At 70.1% G+C, this 15,879-nt stretch carries 18 protein-coding genes; 7 read left to right on the top strand and 11 right to left on the bottom strand.

The features are described 5' to 3' along the window. Positions 1–149 precede the first annotated feature (149 nt). The 6 genes from pstS to phoB all read left to right on the top strand — a co-directional run bounded on the left by pstS (position 150) and on the right by phoB (position 5,497). Complete coding sequence (pstS, locus tag ACTIF1_RS03880; protein WP_439595058.1) at positions 150–1,211, top strand: phosphate ABC transporter substrate-binding protein PstS; 1,062 nt, start codon at positions 150–152, stop codon at positions 1,209–1,211. Positions 1,212–1,301: 90 nt separating this feature from the next. Then, on the top strand, positions 1,302–2,276 hold the full coding sequence (pstC, locus tag ACTIF1_RS03875; RefSeq protein WP_439595315.1) for a phosphate ABC transporter permease subunit PstC: 975 nt from the start codon (positions 1,302–1,304) through the stop codon (positions 2,274–2,276). Between the two features lie 3 nt (positions 2,277–2,279). Beyond that, complete coding sequence (gene pstA, locus ACTIF1_RS03870) at positions 2,280–3,182, top strand: phosphate ABC transporter permease PstA (RefSeq protein ID WP_439595057.1); 903 nt, start codon at positions 2,280–2,282, stop codon at positions 3,180–3,182. Between the two features lie 66 nt (positions 3,183–3,248). Continuing rightward, complete coding sequence (gene pstB / locus ACTIF1_RS03865) at positions 3,249–4,034, top strand: phosphate ABC transporter ATP-binding protein PstB (protein WP_439595314.1); 786 nt, start codon at positions 3,249–3,251, stop codon at positions 4,032–4,034. A gap of 17 nt (positions 4,035–4,051) precedes the next feature. Next, the gene (gene phoU / locus ACTIF1_RS03860; RefSeq protein ID WP_439595313.1) at positions 4,052–4,771 is read left to right on the top strand and encodes a phosphate signaling complex protein PhoU; all 720 of its coding nucleotides are present in this window, start codon (positions 4,052–4,054) and stop codon (positions 4,769–4,771) included. A 12-nt stretch (positions 4,772–4,783) separates the two neighbouring features. After that, positions 4,784–5,497, top strand: a complete 714-nt coding sequence (phoB, locus tag ACTIF1_RS03855) for a phosphate regulon transcriptional regulator PhoB (RefSeq protein WP_439595056.1) — start codon at positions 4,784–4,786, stop codon at positions 5,495–5,497. A gap of 9 nt (positions 5,498–5,506) precedes the next feature. On the opposite strand, the gene ACTIF1_RS03850 is transcribed toward phoB, so the two are convergent. Genes ACTIF1_RS03850 through ACTIF1_RS03830 form a run of 5 tightly spaced genes read right to left on the bottom strand, consistent with a single transcriptional unit; the run spans position 5,507 to position 9,591 of the window. Then, the gene (locus ACTIF1_RS03850; RefSeq protein WP_439595055.1) at positions 5,507–7,231 is read right to left on the bottom strand and encodes an ABC transporter ATP-binding protein/permease; all 1,725 of its coding nucleotides are present in this window, start codon (positions 7,229–7,231) and stop codon (positions 5,507–5,509) included. Positions 7,232–7,260: 29 nt separating this feature from the next. Next, positions 7,261–7,707 (bottom strand): DUF1499 domain-containing protein, encoded by a 447-nt coding sequence (locus ACTIF1_RS03845; protein ID WP_439595054.1) that lies wholly within the window; start codon positions 7,705–7,707, stop codon positions 7,261–7,263. Then, positions 7,704–7,976: a DUF3253 domain-containing protein gene (locus ACTIF1_RS03840; protein ID WP_439595053.1), complete on the bottom strand. Its 273-nt coding sequence runs from the start codon at positions 7,974–7,976 to the stop codon at positions 7,704–7,706. The genes ACTIF1_RS03845 and ACTIF1_RS03840 overlap by 4 nt, the downstream gene beginning before the upstream one ends. 53 nt (positions 7,977–8,029) lie before the next feature. After that, complete coding sequence (locus tag ACTIF1_RS03835; RefSeq protein WP_439595052.1) at positions 8,030–8,602, bottom strand: pyridoxamine 5'-phosphate oxidase family protein; 573 nt, start codon at positions 8,600–8,602, stop codon at positions 8,030–8,032. Continuing rightward, positions 8,599–9,591, bottom strand: coding sequence for an NAD(P)/FAD-dependent oxidoreductase (locus ACTIF1_RS03830; protein ID WP_439595051.1), 993 nt, complete (start codon positions 9,589–9,591; stop codon positions 8,599–8,601). Before ACTIF1_RS03830 ends, ACTIF1_RS03835 begins: the two co-directional genes overlap by 4 nt. Before the next feature lie 208 nt (positions 9,592–9,799). Between ACTIF1_RS03830 and ACTIF1_RS03825 the strand changes: the two genes are divergently transcribed. Continuing rightward, on the top strand, positions 9,800–10,165 hold the full coding sequence (locus tag ACTIF1_RS03825; protein WP_439595050.1) for a response regulator: 366 nt from the start codon (positions 9,800–9,802) through the stop codon (positions 10,163–10,165). Positions 10,166–10,188: 23 nt separating this feature from the next. On the opposite strand, the gene pcaG is transcribed toward ACTIF1_RS03825, so the two are convergent. From pcaG to ACTIF1_RS03795, 6 genes are all read right to left on the bottom strand, one after another. Then, positions 10,189–10,734, bottom strand: coding sequence for a protocatechuate 3,4-dioxygenase subunit alpha (pcaG, locus tag ACTIF1_RS03820; RefSeq protein ID WP_439595049.1), 546 nt, complete (start codon positions 10,732–10,734; stop codon positions 10,189–10,191). Beyond that, positions 10,731–11,438: a protocatechuate 3,4-dioxygenase subunit beta gene (gene pcaH / locus ACTIF1_RS03815; RefSeq protein ID WP_439595048.1), complete on the bottom strand. Its 708-nt coding sequence runs from the start codon at positions 11,436–11,438 to the stop codon at positions 10,731–10,733. Before pcaH ends, pcaG begins: the two co-directional genes overlap by 4 nt. 3 nt (positions 11,439–11,441) lie before the next feature. Continuing rightward, positions 11,442–12,599 carry a bifunctional 3-oxoadipate enol-lactonase/4-carboxymuconolactone decarboxylase PcaDC gene (gene pcaDC / locus ACTIF1_RS03810; RefSeq protein WP_439595047.1) on the bottom strand — a complete coding sequence of 386 codons (1,158 nt, stop codon included), beginning with the start codon at positions 12,597–12,599 and terminating at the stop codon, positions 11,442–11,444. 137 nt (positions 12,600–12,736) lie between these two features. Continuing rightward, positions 12,737–13,945 carry a 3-oxoadipyl-CoA thiolase gene (gene pcaF / locus ACTIF1_RS03805; RefSeq protein ID WP_439595046.1) on the bottom strand — a complete coding sequence of 403 codons (1,209 nt, stop codon included), beginning with the start codon at positions 13,943–13,945 and terminating at the stop codon, positions 12,737–12,739. Between the two features lie 52 nt (positions 13,946–13,997). After that, complete coding sequence (locus ACTIF1_RS03800; RefSeq protein WP_439595045.1) at positions 13,998–15,323, bottom strand: TRAP transporter large permease; 1,326 nt, start codon at positions 15,321–15,323, stop codon at positions 13,998–14,000. After that, positions 15,324–15,836 carry a TRAP transporter small permease gene (locus ACTIF1_RS03795; RefSeq protein WP_439595044.1) on the bottom strand — a complete coding sequence of 171 codons (513 nt, stop codon included), beginning with the start codon at positions 15,834–15,836 and terminating at the stop codon, positions 15,324–15,326. Between the last annotated feature and the right edge of the window lie 43 nt (positions 15,837–15,879).

Here is a 15,879-nt window from a genome sequence, read left to right as displayed (position 1 = left end):
GGACGGACAACCGCCCCGAGTTGTCGCAATCACTGTCACCGAACCTTCACGGAACTGCAATCGGGCGGTCGTCTCACGGGCCTAGAAGGCGCCCCGCAGGGCTGGCACCCACTTCGCCGCCTGCTGGAACAGGACCGGAGAGAGACACAGTGAACAGGCGCACCCTTCTGCTCGGCACCGGCGCGGCTCTTGGCGCTGGGCTCCTGAACGCCCGCGGCGCGATGGCCCAGACGGCGACGATCACCGGCGCCGGCGCCACCTTCCCCCGTCCGGTCTATGAGCGCTGGGCCAATGCCGCCCGCACCGCGGCCAATATCCAGCTGAACTACCAGTCCATCGGCTCCGGCGGCGGCATCAACCAGATCACCAACCGCACGGTCGATTTCGGCGCTACCGACGCGCCGCTGACGGTGGAGCAGCTGCGCACCGGCAACCTGATGCAGTTCCCCACCGTGATGGGCTCGATCGTGCTGATCGTGAACCTGCCGGGCGTGGCCGACCGGCAGCTGAAGCTGACGCCGGAAGTGATCGCGGACATCTTCTTCGGGCGCCTGACGCGCTGGAACGACAACCGCATCACCGAGCTGAACCGCGGCCTGCGCATCCCGTCGCTGCCGATCTCGGTCGCCTACCGGGCGGATGCCTCCGGCACCACCTGGGGCTTCACCAACTACCTGGCGCGCGTCTCCCAGGCCTGGAAGGACGGGCCGGGTGCCGGCACCTCCATCCAGTGGCCGGCCGGCCAGGGCGCCCGCGGCAATGAGGGTGTCTCGAACGCCGTGCGCAACACGCCGGGCGCCATCGGCTATGCCGAGAATGCCTATGCGGTGGTGAACCGCCTGGTGACCACGCAGATCCGCAACAAGGCCGGCAATTTCGTCGAGCCGGTGCAGGCCACCTTCGTCGCCGCCGCCGATGCGGCCGACTGGAACGTGCCGAACATGGCCCCCGATACGCTGGACCTGCCGGGTGCCAATGCCTGGCCGATGACGGTCGGCACCTATATCCTGCTGCCCACCAATCCGGCGGCGGACAAGGTCGAGGCCAGCCGCAACACCATGCGGTTCTTCGACTGGGCCTTCAAGAACGGCGCGACCATCGCCGGCCAGCTGGAGTACATCCCGCTGCCGGAGAGCGTGACCAATGTGATCCGCCGCAACTGGGCGAGCCAGGTGAAGACCCCGTCCGGCCAGCCGGTCTGGACCGCCTGAGCATCGCCCTGACTGAGCTTCCCCCCGGGCAGGCGCCCGGGGGTTCCGTCTGCCCCTGAACCCCTGATCAGGACCTTGCCGGTGAGCGATATGACAATGGGCGCGGGGGCCGCGCCAAGGCCGGCCGCTCGCCGCCGAAGTGTCGATATGGGGGACCTCGTCTTCGAATGGCTGTGCCGCGGCGCCGGCTGGCTGGTGCTGCTGTTGCTCGGCGGCATCATCGTCACGCTGTTCATCGGCGCCCTGCCGGCCTTCCGCGAATTCGGCCTGAGCTTCCTGACCAGCACCGACTGGAACCCGGTCGAGGGGCGGGAGAATTACGGCGGCGCGGTCGCCATCTTCGGCACCATCATGTCGGCGGTGCTGGCCATCGCCTTCGCGGTGCCGGTCGCCTTCGGCATCGCCTTCTTCCTGACCGAGCTGGCGCCCGAATGGCTGCGCCGCCCGGTCGGCACGGCGATCGAGCTGCTGGCCGCGGTGCCCTCCATCATCTACGGCATGTGGGGCCTCTTCGTCGTGGTGCCCTTCGTGCAGATGCATATCCAGCTGGCGCTGGGCGACTACCTGACCGCCATCCCGCTGGTGGGCTTCCTGTTCGAGAGCCGCTTCTTCGCCGGCACATCCCTGTTCACCGCGGCCATCGTGCTCGCCATCATGATCCTGCCCTTCATCGCCGCCACCATGCGCGACGTCTTCCTGCAGGTGCCGCCGGTGTTCAAGGAAAGCGCCTATGGCCTCGGTGCGACGCGCTGGGAGGTCGTTAAGGGGGTGGTGCTGCCCTATACCCGCATCTCGGTTGTCGGCGGCATCATGCTGGGCCTCGGCCGCGCGCTGGGGGAGACGATGGCGGTGACCTTCGTCATCGGCAATGCCAACCGCATGCCGCAGAGCCTGTTCGATCCCTCGACCACCATTGCCTCCATCGTCGCCATGGAATTCCCCGAAAGCCTGATGGGCAGCCTGAAGCAATCGGCGCTCTTCGCGCTGGGCTTCCTGCTGTTCGTCATCTCCTTCCTGGTGCTGGCGGCCTCGCGCTACCTGCTCCGCTCCCGCCTGAAGGCCTGACCGATGAGCAGCACGACATTCCAGCCGCAGCCGCGCAGCGTCGTGCGCCGCAGCCCGGCGCTCGCCGCGCGCCGCAAGGCGGTGGACCTGGCGGTGAAGTGGCTCTGCCTTGCCGCCACGCTGGTCGGCCTGTTCTTCCTGGCCTCCATCATGGCGACGCTGCTCTGGCGCGGCCTGGTGGCGATGGACTGGACGGTGCTGACCGAGGAATTCCGCCCGACCCGCTATGGCGATGACAGCGCGCCCAAGGGCGGGCTTGCGCATGCCATCCTCGGCAGCCTGATCCAGACCGGCATCGGCACCGCCATCGGCACGCCCATCGGCCTGCTGGTCGGCACCTACCTCTCCGAATATGCGCGGGGCTCTGCCTTCGGCAATGTGCTGCGCTTCGTCTCGGACGTGCTGCTCTCGGCGCCCTCGATCCTGATCGGCCTGTTCATCTACCAGCTGGTGGTGCTGCCCATGGGCGGCTTCTCCGGCATCGCCGGCGCGCTGGCGCTGGCCATCATCGTCATTCCCGTGGTGGTTCGCACCACGGAGGACATGCTGCAGCTGATCCCCAATACGCTGCGGGAAGCGGTGATCGGCCTCGGCGCGCCGAAGTGGAAGATGATCACGCTGGTCTGCTACAAGGCCGCGGCGTCGGGCATCCTCACCGGCATCCTGCTGGCCGTGGCGCGCATCGCCGGCGAGACGGCGCCGCTGCTGCTGACCAGCTTCGGCAACAACGTCACCAGCTTCGACCTCTCCACCGCCATGGCGAGCCTGCCGATCGCGATCTACCAGCAGGCCAATTCGGGCTTCCCGGACCTGATCCAGATCGCCTGGTCCGGCGCGCTGATCGTCACGCTGGGCGTGCTCGCCATCAACATCATTGCCCGCGCCGTGCTGCGCGGGCGCAGCTGAGCCAGGAAGGGACGCCCGATGGGCTCGACCACGGAACAGACCACCACCGCCCCCGGCTTCGGCGGCATGCAGGCCCGATCGGCGGAGGCGTTGAACGCCCAGTCCCGGATCTCGGTCCGCAACCTCGATTTCTACTACGGCACCAACAAGGCGCTGAAGGGCATCAACCTCGAACTGCCGGACCGGCAGGTGACGGGCATGATCGGCCCCTCCGGCTGCGGCAAGTCCACGCTGCTGCGCGTGCTGAACCGCATGTACAGCCTCTACCCCGGGCAGCGCGCGGAGGGCGAGGTGCTGATGGACGGGCGCAACATGATCGACGACAGCGTCGACCTGAACGAGCTGCGCTCCAAGGTCGGCATGGTCTTCCAGAAGCCCACGCCCTTCCCGATGACGATCTACGACAACATCGCCTTCGGCATCAAACTGCATGAGAAGCTGCCGAAGTCGGAGCTCGACGACCGCGTGGAATGGGCGCTGACGCGCGCGGCCATCTGGGGCGAGGTCAAGGACCGGCTGCAGGCCTCCGCCATGGGCCTCTCGGGCGGCCAGCAGCAGCGGCTCTGCATCGCGCGCTCCATCGCGGTGCGGCCGGAGGTGATGCTCTTCGACGAGCCGACCAGCGCGCTCGACCCGATCAGCACGCTGAAGATCGAGGAGCTGATCGACGAGCTGAAGCGCGACTTCACCATCTGCATCGTGACGCACAACATGCAGCAGGCCGCGCGCTGCGCCGACCAGGTGGCCTTCTTCTACCTGGGCGAACTGGTGGAAGTGGCACCCGCCGCGCAGCTCTTCACCGCGCCGCGCGAGAAGCGCACCCAGGAATACATCACCGGCCGGTTCGGCTGAGGAGCAGGCAGATGCCAATGGAAGCCCAGGGCGAGCACATCGTCCGCTCCTACGACGAGCAGCTCCGCAAGGTGCGCGACATGCTGGCCCGCATGGGCGGCCTGGCGGAGCGCCAGGTGAATGACGCGACGGTGGCGCTGGTGCGCCGCGATGCGACGCTCGCCGCGGAAGTCATCGGCCGCGATGCGGCGCTGGATCAGCTGGAGCGCGAGGTCGAGGCCTTCTGCATTCGCATCCTGGCCACCCGCCAGCCGATGGCGATCGACCTGCGCTTCATCGTCGCCGCCATGAAGGTGGCGCACGACCTGGAGCGCATCGGCGACTATGCCCGCAATGCCGCCAAGCGCAGCATCGTGGTGGCGCAGCAGCCGATGCTGGGAAGCCTGAACGGCTTCTCCCGCATGGCCCGCCTGGTGCAGGAGAACCTGAAGGCCGCGATCGACGCGCTGGTGAACGATGATGCCGAGGCGGCTGCCCGCGTCTGGGGCAATGACGAGCCGGTGGACGATGTCTACAACGGCATCTTCCGCGAGATGCTGACCTTCATGATGGAGGATCCGCGCAACATCACCGCGGCGACGCATCTGCTCTTCATCGCCAAGAACCTGGAGCGCATCGGCGACCATGCCACGAACATCGCCGAGACGGTGCACTATGCCGTGCGCGGCGACAGCCTGCCGGATGAACGGCCGAAGGCGGACAGCTCCGCCTATGCCGTGGTCCGGCCGCCCGAGTAAGGGAGCGCCACCATGCCCGAAGCCATCGGCAGCCTCGCCAAGCCGACCATCCTGGTGGTCGAGGACGAGGCACCCCTGCTGACGCTGCTGCGCTACAACCTGGAGAAGCAGGGCTTTCGCGTCGAGGAGGCGACGGATGGCCAGGAGGCGCTGATGCGCGTCGCCGAGGGCAAGCCGGACCTCATCCTGCTCGACTGGATGCTGCCGGCGCTCTCGGGCCTCGAGGTCTGCCGGCAGATCCGCCGGCGGCCGAATACCCGCGACCTGCCCATCATCATGGTCACCGCCCGCACCGAGGACCAGGACGCCGTGCGTGCGCTGGATACCGGCGCGGATGACTATATCTCCAAACCCTTCGTGATGGATGCGCTGCTGGCGCGCATCCGCGCCCTGTTGCGGCGGTCGGGCGCCGTGCCGGTGAAGGGGCGGCTGACCTACAAGGACCTGGTGATGGACCAGGATGCGCATCGCGTGACGCGCGGCAGCCGGTCGTTGCACCTGGGCCCGACCGAATACCGGCTGCTGGAATTCTTCCTGCAGCACCCCGGCCGAGTCTTCACCCGGGAACAGCTTCTGGACGCCGTCTGGGGCCGCGACATCCATGTGGAGCCGCGCACCGTGGACGTGCATATCCGCCGGCTGCGCAAGGCGGTGAACGGCGACAACGAGGCGGATATCATCCGCACCGTGCGCTCCGCCGGCTATGCGCTGGATGTGGAGGAGTAGCGGGAGGCGTCACGCCTCCCGCAGCGCGCCCTCCGCCACCCGCAGCTGCCGCCCATGGAAGGCGGCCACCGCCGGGCGATGGGCGATGGAGATCACGCCGGCGCCCGGCAGGCGCTCCGCCACCAGGCGATACAGCGCCTCCTCCGCCGCCGGATCCAGGCTGGCGGTGGCCTCGTCCAGGAACAGGAAGTCGGGCTTGGCCAGCAGGGCGCGGGCGAAGGCCAGGCGCTGCTGCTCGCCGCCCGAAAGGCGCCGCTCCCAGGCATCCTCCACATCCAGCCGGTCCTGCAGATGGCCGAGGCCCACGGCCTGCAGCGCCTCCCGCACCTCCGCATCTGGCACCAGGGCGGCCTCCAGCGGGTAGCAGACGGCGCGGCGCAGCGTGCCCAGCGGCAGATAGGGGCGCTGCGGCAGGAACAGCGCGCGGGCGCCGTCCGGCACATGCACCTGGCCCTCGCCGAAGGGCCAGATTCCGGCCAGCGCGCGGAACAGGGTGGACTTGCCGCTGCCGGAGGCGCCGGAGATCAGCGTGGCCTCCCCCTTCTCCAGCCGCAGCGTCGCGTCGCGCAGCAGCACGCGGCCATCCGGCAGGCTCAGCGTCGCGCCGGACAGCGTCACGGCCTGATCGGCGCCCGGCACCGGCCGGGGGCCGCTCGCGCTGGCGCGGGCGGCGGCGATGGCACGCTGGAAACCGGTCAGGCGCTCCACTGTGGCGCGCCATTCGGTCAGCTGCACATAGCTGTCGACGAACCAGGACAGCGCGCCCTGCACCTGGCCGAAGGCGCTGCTCGTCTGGATCAGCCCGCCGAGCGGGATGCGGCCGGCGAAATAGGCGGGGGCGGCCACCACGATGGGGAAGATACTGGCCACCTGCGTATAGCCCGCGGTGAAGAAGGTCAGCCGCTTTGTCGCGGTCATGATCGCCCACCAGTTCTCCGTCAGCGCCTGGAAGCGGGCCAGCAAGCCGCGCTTCTCATCCGCCTCCCCGTTATGCAGGGCGATGCCCTCCACATTGTCGCGCAGGCGCACCAGGGCGTAGCGGAAATCGGCCTCCACCCGCTGCTGCAGGAAGTTCAGCCGGATCAGCGGCCGGCCTATCAGATGCGCCAGCCAGGTGCCGAGCACCGAATAGACCAGCGCCACCCAGACCATGTAGCCGGGGATCGAGACGCCGAGGACCTCCAGCGGCCCGGAGAGCGACCAGAGCACGAAGATGAAGGAGAAGAGCGTGACGACGGAGGACATCAGCCCGAGGCCGAGCGTCAGGGTGTCGTCCACGAAAAGCCGCAGGTCGTCGGCCACGCGCTGGTCCGGGTTGTCGGTGGCGGCATCGGTCAGGGCGATGCGGTAATAGGCGCGGTCGGCCAGCCAGTTGTCGAGGTATTCACGGGTCAGCCAGCGGCGCCAGCGGATCTGCAGCGCCTGGCGCAGGTACAGCTGGTAGACCGCGATCAGGATATAGGCGGCGGCGACCACGCAGAAGCCGGGGAACCAGGTGCCATCCGCCTCGCCGCCCAGGAAGATCAGCGACCAGAAGGTGCCGGCATCCTTCGCCTCCAGCGCATTGTAGAAGGCGCGCTGCCAATAGGTCAGCACCACCGTCATGCCGACCAGCGAAAGGTTCAGCACCACCACCGCCGCCAGCAGCAGCCGGGCGCGCCCCTTCTCCTCGCTGGTCCAATAGGGGCGCGCCAGCGCCCAGGCATCGTGGAGGAAGGATCCGAGGCGGCGCATGCGGGGGGAGGTCCAGGAGGGAGGAGGTATCAGCCCGCGCGCAAGGCCTCATCCAGCCTGGCGCGCCAGGCGAGGATCCGGCTGCGGTTGGCACCGAAATCGTAATAGCCGAGCAGGCTGCGCGAATACAGGAAGACGCCGGAGCCGCCGACCAGCGGCACCACCTGGCCATTCAGCAGGTCCGGGAAATTGGCGAGGCGGGAGCGCACCACCCATTGCACCTGCCGCCGCTCCGGCCATTCGGCCATCTTCCAGCAGCGCTCCACCGGCTCTCCCAGCATGCGCAGCGCGGCCCAGGCGGCCTCCGGCGAGACCGGCAGCAGCGGCAGGCCGATATGTTTCTGCGCCGTCATGCCGGGCGGGGCCAAGAGCGCGGCATTGGGGGAGCTGGGCAGCACCAGGCGGCTGAAATCCACCGGCTCGGCCGGCGGAAGCCCGGCCGGACCCGGGCCGCGGAGCAGGGCGGCGGCGCTCATGCCGCGCCGCCTTCGCGCGGGGCGCGCAGGCGGATGACGCCGCGGATCTCCGTCTCCGGCCCCACCGGCTTGCCCTTGCGCAAGACCTCCAGCTGCCCGGCGCGGGCCAGGCGGATGGCGGCGGCGCGGATCGGGCCCATCAGCCGGCGCCAGGCCTCCTCCTCCGGCGCCAGGGCGCGGGCGACCTCGCTGGGGCAGATGCTTTTGTCCGGGCCGCGCAGGGCGGTCTGGCGAAGGATTTCGGTGGTGATGGCTTCGGGGGAGGTCATGGACGCCTAGCTAGAGCATTTTGCAGCCGGGCGGAAACGCCGCGCGCCGCCCGTCATGGGACCAGCCAGGTGGCGGTGGCGGGGCCTTCCGCCGGCCAGGTGAAGCGGGCCCGGCGATGGCCGGAAGCGGCGAGGTGCAGCCATTCCAGCCGGGACAGATGCAGCAGGACCGCGCAGAAATTCGGCCGCCCCGCCTCGCTGTCCGTGGGCGCCGCGGGCGGCGCGGGGCAGGGCGTGCCGGGGGCGGGGCCAATGGCGTAGCATTGCCGGCTGAATGGCCGGCTTTCCGCCCAGGCCGCCTCCGCCACCGCATCCGCCGCATGCAGCGTCACCCTGCCGGCCAGGCGCAGCTGCACCGCCGCGCCGGGGTCGTAGAAATGCAGCGCGGCGCGCGGATCGGCCGCGAGCTCCGCCACCTTGGCGGCGCGGCTGTCGCTGTGCAGGCGCAGGCGGCGGGCCTCGGCCTCGAAGCCGCGCAGCACCACGCTGCGTGCGGCGGGGAAGCCATCCGCACCCGTCGTCGCCAGGGTCGGCGTATGGAAGGCGTGGCGGCGATCCGCGACGCCGCGGGCAAGCAGCCCGAAGGCCTCGGCGAGGACCGTCTGCAGGTCGGGCGCCTCGCTCATGCGCTCCGGATCGCGGCCACCAGCGCGGCCGCGCTGTCCACCGCCGCTTCCGCCCGGGCGCCGATGCACCAGTCCCCGGCCGCGCCCAGGCCGAGCGTCGCGTCCCAGAGGCAGGGCGCGCCCAGCGGCGCCTCCACCAGCGGGTGGCGCCAGCGATGCGCGGCGCTGAAGAAGGGGGTGGGCAGCGTGGTCCCGGGGGCATGCAGCGCGGCGAGCTGGGCGAAGCCCTCCAGCAGCTTCGCCGCGGCCTCCTCCGGCGTCAGCTCCAGATGCTCGCGCGACCAGTCCGGGCCGCCCTGCACCACCCACAATTCCAGGCTGGAATCGCGGCCGGGCTTGGAGCTGTCCCGCGCCGCCCAGCCGATCGGCCCGACATCCGGCCGCAGCGTATCCGGCAGGTCCAGCCGTTCCGGGAAGGCCAGCATCAGGGCCCAGCAGGGCTCGAAGCGCACCGCCTGCAGCACGCCGGCCAGATGCGGCGCGGGATCCTGCAGCAGCGCCTGGGCCTGCGGCGCCGGCAGGGCCAGCACCACCGCATCGAAGGGGCCTTCGACCTCCGGCGGCTGGGTGGGGAAGGGGCGGCCCGGGCGCACCAGCCGGGCATCGAGGTGGTGCAGGTACCAGGCGCGCGGCGTGCCGGTGATGGCGCAGACATGGCGCATCAGGTCGATATCCAGCCCCTCCGCCAGCGCCCGCGGCACGGAGGACATGCGCGGCACCCCGACATGGCGCCCGGCATCCGGCCATTCCTGCGCCCGCGCGGCGTCCAGCACCGCGGCGAAGGGGGCGCCATGCGCCGTCAGGTACTGGGCGCCATGGTCGAAGTTCAGCACATGCCCCTCGACCTCCACCCGCCGCGTGGCCAGGCGGCCGCCGGGGCCGCGGCCCTTGTCGAAGAGCCGCAGCCGGACGTCATAGGCTGCAAGGGTCTTGGCGCAGGCGAGACCGGCAAGGCCGGCCCCCACGATGGCGATGTCTTGGGGAGGCATGAATCCCTGTATGGCGAGGCCTGCCGGCAAGGCAAGGGTCTTGTGCAGTGCGGAATGCGGCAAAGCGTGACAGGCGCGGGAGGGTGGCGGAAGCGCGGCGCGGCGGCCACGCCGCGGTGCATTGTCGGCAATCACGCAGACGTGCCGCAGCGGAGGCGACCCTTTTTCCCCGCTCTGTGCTTACCCTGGGGCGCTGGAGGATCCTGGCATGGAGGCGGGGCCACTGACGCTTTTGCTGGTTGAGGATGACGCGCTGGTCCGCATGACCCTGGTCGAGGGTCTGACCGATGCCGGCTATACGGTGCTGGAGGCCGAGGATGCCGAGGAGGCGCTGGGCCTGCTCGCGCGCCGGCCGGATATCGACGTGCTGCTGACCGATATCAACCTGCCCGGCGCGGATGGCTTCGACCTGTCGCATGCGGCGCGGCAGCTGCGGCCCATGCTGCCGGTGGTCTATGCCTCCGGCCGCTTCCGCGCGGCGGAGCCGGGGCGCGGCCTGCCCGACGCGCCCTTCCTGGCGAAGCCCTTCACCGTGGCCCGCGCGGCGGAGACGATCGGCGCGCTGCTGCGGTAGCGGCCCGCCGCGCCTGTCAGGCGTCAGACGTCCAGGAAGACCGTCTCGCCCTCACCCTGCAGACGGATGTCGAGGCGCCAGGCCGCCGCACCGGCGGGCTGCGCGATCAGCGTGCCGCGCCGGCCTTCCTCCACCAGGTTCAGCACCGGGTCCGCGGCATTCAGCGCCTCACCGGCGAAATAGGCGCGGGTGGTGACGTGCTTCATCAGGCCGCGGGCGAAGATGGTCACCAGGATATGCGGCGCCTGGGTCGCATTGCCGAGGCCGGGCACCGGGCCGGGCTTCAGCGTGGCGAAGCGGAAGGTGCCATCCGCATCCGTGGCGCAGCGGCCGAAGCCGTGGAAGCCGCCGTCATAGGTGCCGTCCGGGCCGGCCTGCCAGATCTCGACCAGCGCATCGATGCAGGGCGCGCCATCGCCATCGGTGATGCGGCCGGTGAGGGTGATGCGCTCGCCCGCCACGCCGTCATTCGGCCCGCCCGGGCGCAGCAGGTCCGCCCATTCGGGAAAATCGATCATGTGCCAGTAGGGGCCGGCGGTCTGGCTCGCGGTGGCCGGGATATGTGTCATGGCGCGTTCTCGAAGGGGGTGGCGGCCGGGCCGCGCAGCACGATGTCGAAGCGGTAGCCGAGCGCCCATTCGGGCTTGGTCACGTCGAGGTCGAAGCGGGAGACCAGCCGGTTGCGCGCCGCCTCATCCGCCGTGCAGTTGAACACGGGGTCGAGCGGCAGCAGCGGGTCGCCCGGGAAATACATCTGGGTGATCATGCGCTGCGCGAAGCCCGCGCCATGCAGGCCGAAATGGATATGGATCGGCCGCCAGGCATTGGCGTGGTTCCGCCAGGGATAGGCGCCGGGCTTGATGCTGACGAAGCTGTAGTTGCCCTCGGCATCGGTGAAGAGCCGGGCGCGGCCCTCGAAGTTCGGATCCAGCGGCGCGTCGTGCTGGTCGCGCGGATGGTGGTAGCGGCCGGAGGAATTGGCCTGCCAGACCTCCACCATGGCGCCCCGCAGCGGGCGGCCATCCTCATCCGTCACGCGGCCGGCGACGATGATGCGCTCCCCCATCGCGGCGCGGCCGCCGACCTGGGACATGTCGACCTGCGGCGGGTAGAAGGCCGGGTCGAAGCGAGGGGCGCTGGTCTCGGTCAGCGTATGCGGCACCGTGACCAGCGCCTGCTTCGGGTGGCGCTTATGGGTGCTGCCATAGGCCGGCGCGTCATAGGGCGGCTGGGTGCCGGGCTTCGGACGGCGGAAGGGGACGGGATCGGGCATTTCCTAATCTTCCTTGACGGCCGCATCTTCCTTCAGAACGGCCTTGGCGATCTTAAGCGCGGAATTGGCCACCGGCACACCGGCATAGGCGCCGACCTGCAACAAAACCTCGCCGATCTCCTCCGGCGTCACGCCGGTGTGCCGCGTGGCGCGGATATGCAGCGCCAGTTCCTCGTCGCGGGCGAGGGCCGCCATCAGCCCGATGCTGAGCAGGCTGCGCTGGTGGCGGGTGAGGCCCGGCCGGGTCCAGATGCCGCCCCAGACATTCTGGGTGATCCAGTCCTGGAAGGGGGCATCCAGCGCGGTCACGGCGGCCTTGGCGCGATCCACATGCGCGGCCCCCAGTACCGCGCGGCGCACCGCCTCGCCGGCCGCGGCGCCAGCTGCGGGGGCGAGATTGGCAAAATGGTCCCGCAGCACGGCGGTGGCGGCCTCGGCATATTCCAGCGTGGGCAGGTGGCCGGCCTCGGGGATCTCGACATAGCGGCTGCCTGGCACCGCGGCCTGCACCGCGCGCGCCATCTCAGGTGGCGTCGCGACATCGCGCGTGCCGACGGCCACCGTGGTGGGGCAGGCGATGCGCCCTTCCACCTCCTCGGCCCGCGCATCGCGCAGCGCGGCGGCGGAGCCGGCATAGCCGTGGCGATCCGTGCGCAGCAGCATCTGCCGCATCGCCTGGGAGGAGGCGAGGGAGGTATCGACCACCCAGCGCGGCATCACCACATCCACCAGCGCCTGGGTGCCGATGGCGCGCACCGCCTCGATGCGATCCTGCCAGGCCTGCACGGTGGGGAATTCGAGCGCGGTGTCCATCAGCACCAGCGACAGCACGCGCTCCGGCGCCATCGCCGCCATCTGCAGCGCGATGCGGCCACCGATCGAGAGACCAAAGACATGCGCGGCGCGGATGCCGAGCGCATCCAGCAGCGCCAGCCCATCCGCCGCGTGCCGCTGCATGGAATAGTCGCCCTCGGTCACGCTGGTCAGGCCATGGCCGCGCATATCCATGCGGATGACGCGATGGGTGCGGGACAGCTCCCTGGCCTGCGGGTCGAAGACATGCAGCCCGGTGCCGATGGAGTGCAGCATCAGCAGCGGCGGGGCCTGTTCCGGCCCCTCCACGGCGATATGCGCGACGATATCCCCCAGGTGCAAAAACATCCCGGCCCCCCACCTGATCAGGTTTATTTCTATCACCTGATCGCGGGGAGCGGGAAGCCAGCCGGGGGGCGGCGACGTGCCAAGATGCACAAATCAGGGCGCTTTTTGCGCCGCGGCCCAGCTTCGTCGCGTGGCGCTCAGACGCGCTCGAGCACCATGGCAATACCCTGGCCGACGCCGATGCACATGGTGACCAGCGCGTAGCGCTCGCCACGATTGTGCAGCTCCTGCACCGCGGTCTGCACGAGACGCGCGCCGGACATGCCGAGCGGATGGCCGAGCGCGATGGCGCCACCATTCGGGTTCACATGCGCCGCATCGTCCGGCAGGCCGAGGTCGCGCGTGACGGCCAGCGCCTGGGCGGCGAAGGCCTCGTTCAGCTCGATCACCGCCATGTCCGACAGGCTGAGACCCGCCTTGGCCAGCACGCGCTTCACCGCCGGCGCCGGGCCGAAGCCCATGATGCGCGGCGCGACGCCGGCTGTGGCCGCCGCCACCACGCGGGCGCGCGGCGTGAGGCCGTGGCGGCGCGCCGCGGCCTCGCTGGCCACCAGCATGGCGCAGGCGCCGTCATTGACGCCGGAGGCATTGCCCGCGGTGACGCTGCCGCCTTCCTTGCGGAAGGGCGTGCCGAGTTTCGCCAGCGCTTCCATCGTCGTGTCCGGGCGCAGGTGCTCGTCCTGGTCCACGATGATCGGGTCACCCTTGCGGCGGGCGATGCTGACCGGAACGATCTCCTGCGCGAAGCGGCTGGAGGATTGCGCCTTGGCGGCGCGCTGCTGGGAGCGCAGGGCGAAGGCGTCCTGGTCCTGGCGGGAGACCTGGAAATCCTGCGCCACGTTCTCCGCCGTCTCCGGCATGGAATCGATGCCGAAGCCGGCCTTCATCTTCGGGTTCACGAAGCGCCAGCCGATGGTGGTGTCGTAGATCTCGGCGGCGCGGCCGAAGGCCTCGGCGGACTTGCCCATGACGAAGGGCGCGCGGGTCATGCTCTCGACGCCGCCGGCCAGCATCAGATCGCACTCGCCGGCCTTGATGGCGCGCGCGGCGATGCCGACGGCATCCATGCCGGAGCCGCAGAGGCGGTTCACGGTGGAGCCGGGGATCGATTCGGGCAGGCCGGCCAGCAGGGCCGACATGCGCGCCACGTTGCGGTTGTCCTCGCCCGCCTGGTTGGCGCAGCCGAAGATCACATCCTCGACGGCCGCCCAGTCGAGGTTGGGATTGCGGGCCATCAGGGCCTTGATCGGCACGGCGCCGAGATCGTCGGGGCGGACATCCTTCAGCGCGCCGGCATAGCGGCCGATGGGGGTGCGGGCGGCGTCGCAGATGAAGGCATCGGCCATGGTCGGGTTCCTCTGTGCGTTGCCCGTGTCGTGCCGCCGAAGGATGACGGCGTCAACCGCTCAACAGGTTCACCAGCCACAGGCTGAGCGCCGGAAAGGCGACCAGCAGACCGAGCCGGACCAGGTCCATCGCCAGGAAGGGCAGCACGCCGCGATAGATGCGCGCCATCGGCACGTCGCGGGCCAGGCCGGAGACGACGAAGACGTTCAGCCCGATGGGCGGCGCCGTCAGCCCGATGCCGACCACCACCAGCACCAGGATGCCGAACCAGATCGCCGTCTCCTCCGTCGTCAGGCCGAAATCCAGCGCGGTGATGACGGGGAAGAAGACCGGCAGGGTCAGCAGCATCATCGCCAGCTCGTCCATCACCGCGCCGAGGACGATATAGGCCAGCAGCAGGATGCCGAGCACCACATAGGGCGGGAAGTCCTGCTCGGAGATCCACATCCCCAGCAGGTCCGGCGCCTGGCTCAGCGCCAGGAAGGCATTGAAGACCTCGGCGCCGAGCAGGATGGCGAAGATCATGGCCGTGGTCTCGGCGGTGGCGAAAAGGCTGTCACGGATCTGGCGCGGGTGCAGCGTGCCGCGCGCGACGCCCACGGCCAGCGTGCCGATGCAGCCGATGGCGGCGCTTTCTGTCGGCGTGAAGACGCCGCCATAGATGCCACCCACCACCACCACCGCGATCAGCAGCACCGGGATGACATTGAGGAAGGCCGTGCGGCGCTCGGCCGGGCTCGGCGGTTCGCCGGCCGGGCCCAGCGCCGGGTTGCGGCGGACGATCAGCGCGATGGCCAGGATATACAACGCCATGGCCAGCAGCCCCGGGATCAGCGCCGCCATGAACAGCTTGGCGATGTTCTGTTCCGTGCTGATCGCATAGATCACCAGGATGACGCTGGGCGGGATCAGGATGCCGAGCGTGCCGCCCACGGCCACGGTGCCGGTGGCGAAGCCCGGATCGTAGCCATAGCGGCGCAGCTCCGGCAGGGCCGCGCGGGCGAAGGTGGCGGTGGTGGCGACGGAGCTGCCGCAGACCGCGCCGAAGCAGCCGCAGGCGCCGATCACGCCCATCGCCATGCCGCCGGGCTTGCGGCCGATCAGCGCATTCGCCGCCGCGAAAAGGTCCCGCGCCAGCCCGCCGCGTTCCGCCAGCGCGCCCATCAGGATGAAGAGCGGAATGACGGAGAGCGTGTAGTTGGCGAACAGGTGGTAGGGCGTGGTCTTCAGGTAGTTGCCGAGCGCGGTCCAGTCCAGGATATGGACATAGCCGCCGATGCCGACCAGCAGCATGGCGAGGCCGACCGGCGCGCGCAGCGCGATCAGCGCCAGCAGCACGCCGAAGCCGGTGAGGGCCAGGGCGAATTCAGACGCCATCTAGAAGCGCCCCCGCAGGAAGCGCAGCGCCCAGACCAGCGCGGCGACGCCGGTCATGGCGAAGGCCAGCGCGCCAATGGCGACCGCCCACCAATAGGGCAGGGCCAGCAGCCCGATGGTCCGCATGCCGTTGTTCAGCGTCTCGATCGCACCCAGCGTCATGCGCTCCGCCAGCCAGAGCGTGACCGCCACCCAGACCAGCATCCAGAAGCCATCCACCACCCCGGCGACGCGGCGCGGCAGCCAGGTGGAGAAGGTGTCGACCAGGATATTGGCGCGCATCAGCGTGCCATAGGCGAGGAAGCCGAAGACGGCGACGCCGCTGGCAATGGAGACCATCTCGAAATCGCCGCGGATCGGCTGGCTGGTGGCCCAGCGCAGGGCGACGCTGACGGTGGTGATCAGCGCCGCCACCAGCAGCGCGACGCCGCCGAGGAAGGCCAGCGCCCGTGCGGCCATGCCGATGGCGCCACCCGGCGGCTGCCCCCAATCGGGGGTCGCTTCATCCTGCATCAGCCGGCGCTCCTCTCTCTCTCGGGCGCGCCGGCCCGTGGTC

Origin of the sequence: Falsiroseomonas sp., from assembly GCF_051860665.1 — a bacterium.
Classification (GTDB): Bacteria; Pseudomonadota; Alphaproteobacteria; order Acetobacterales; family Acetobacteraceae; genus Falsiroseomonas.
Note: the sequence above shows the minus strand (reverse complement) of the source record. Positions and strands in the feature narration are given on the sequence as shown.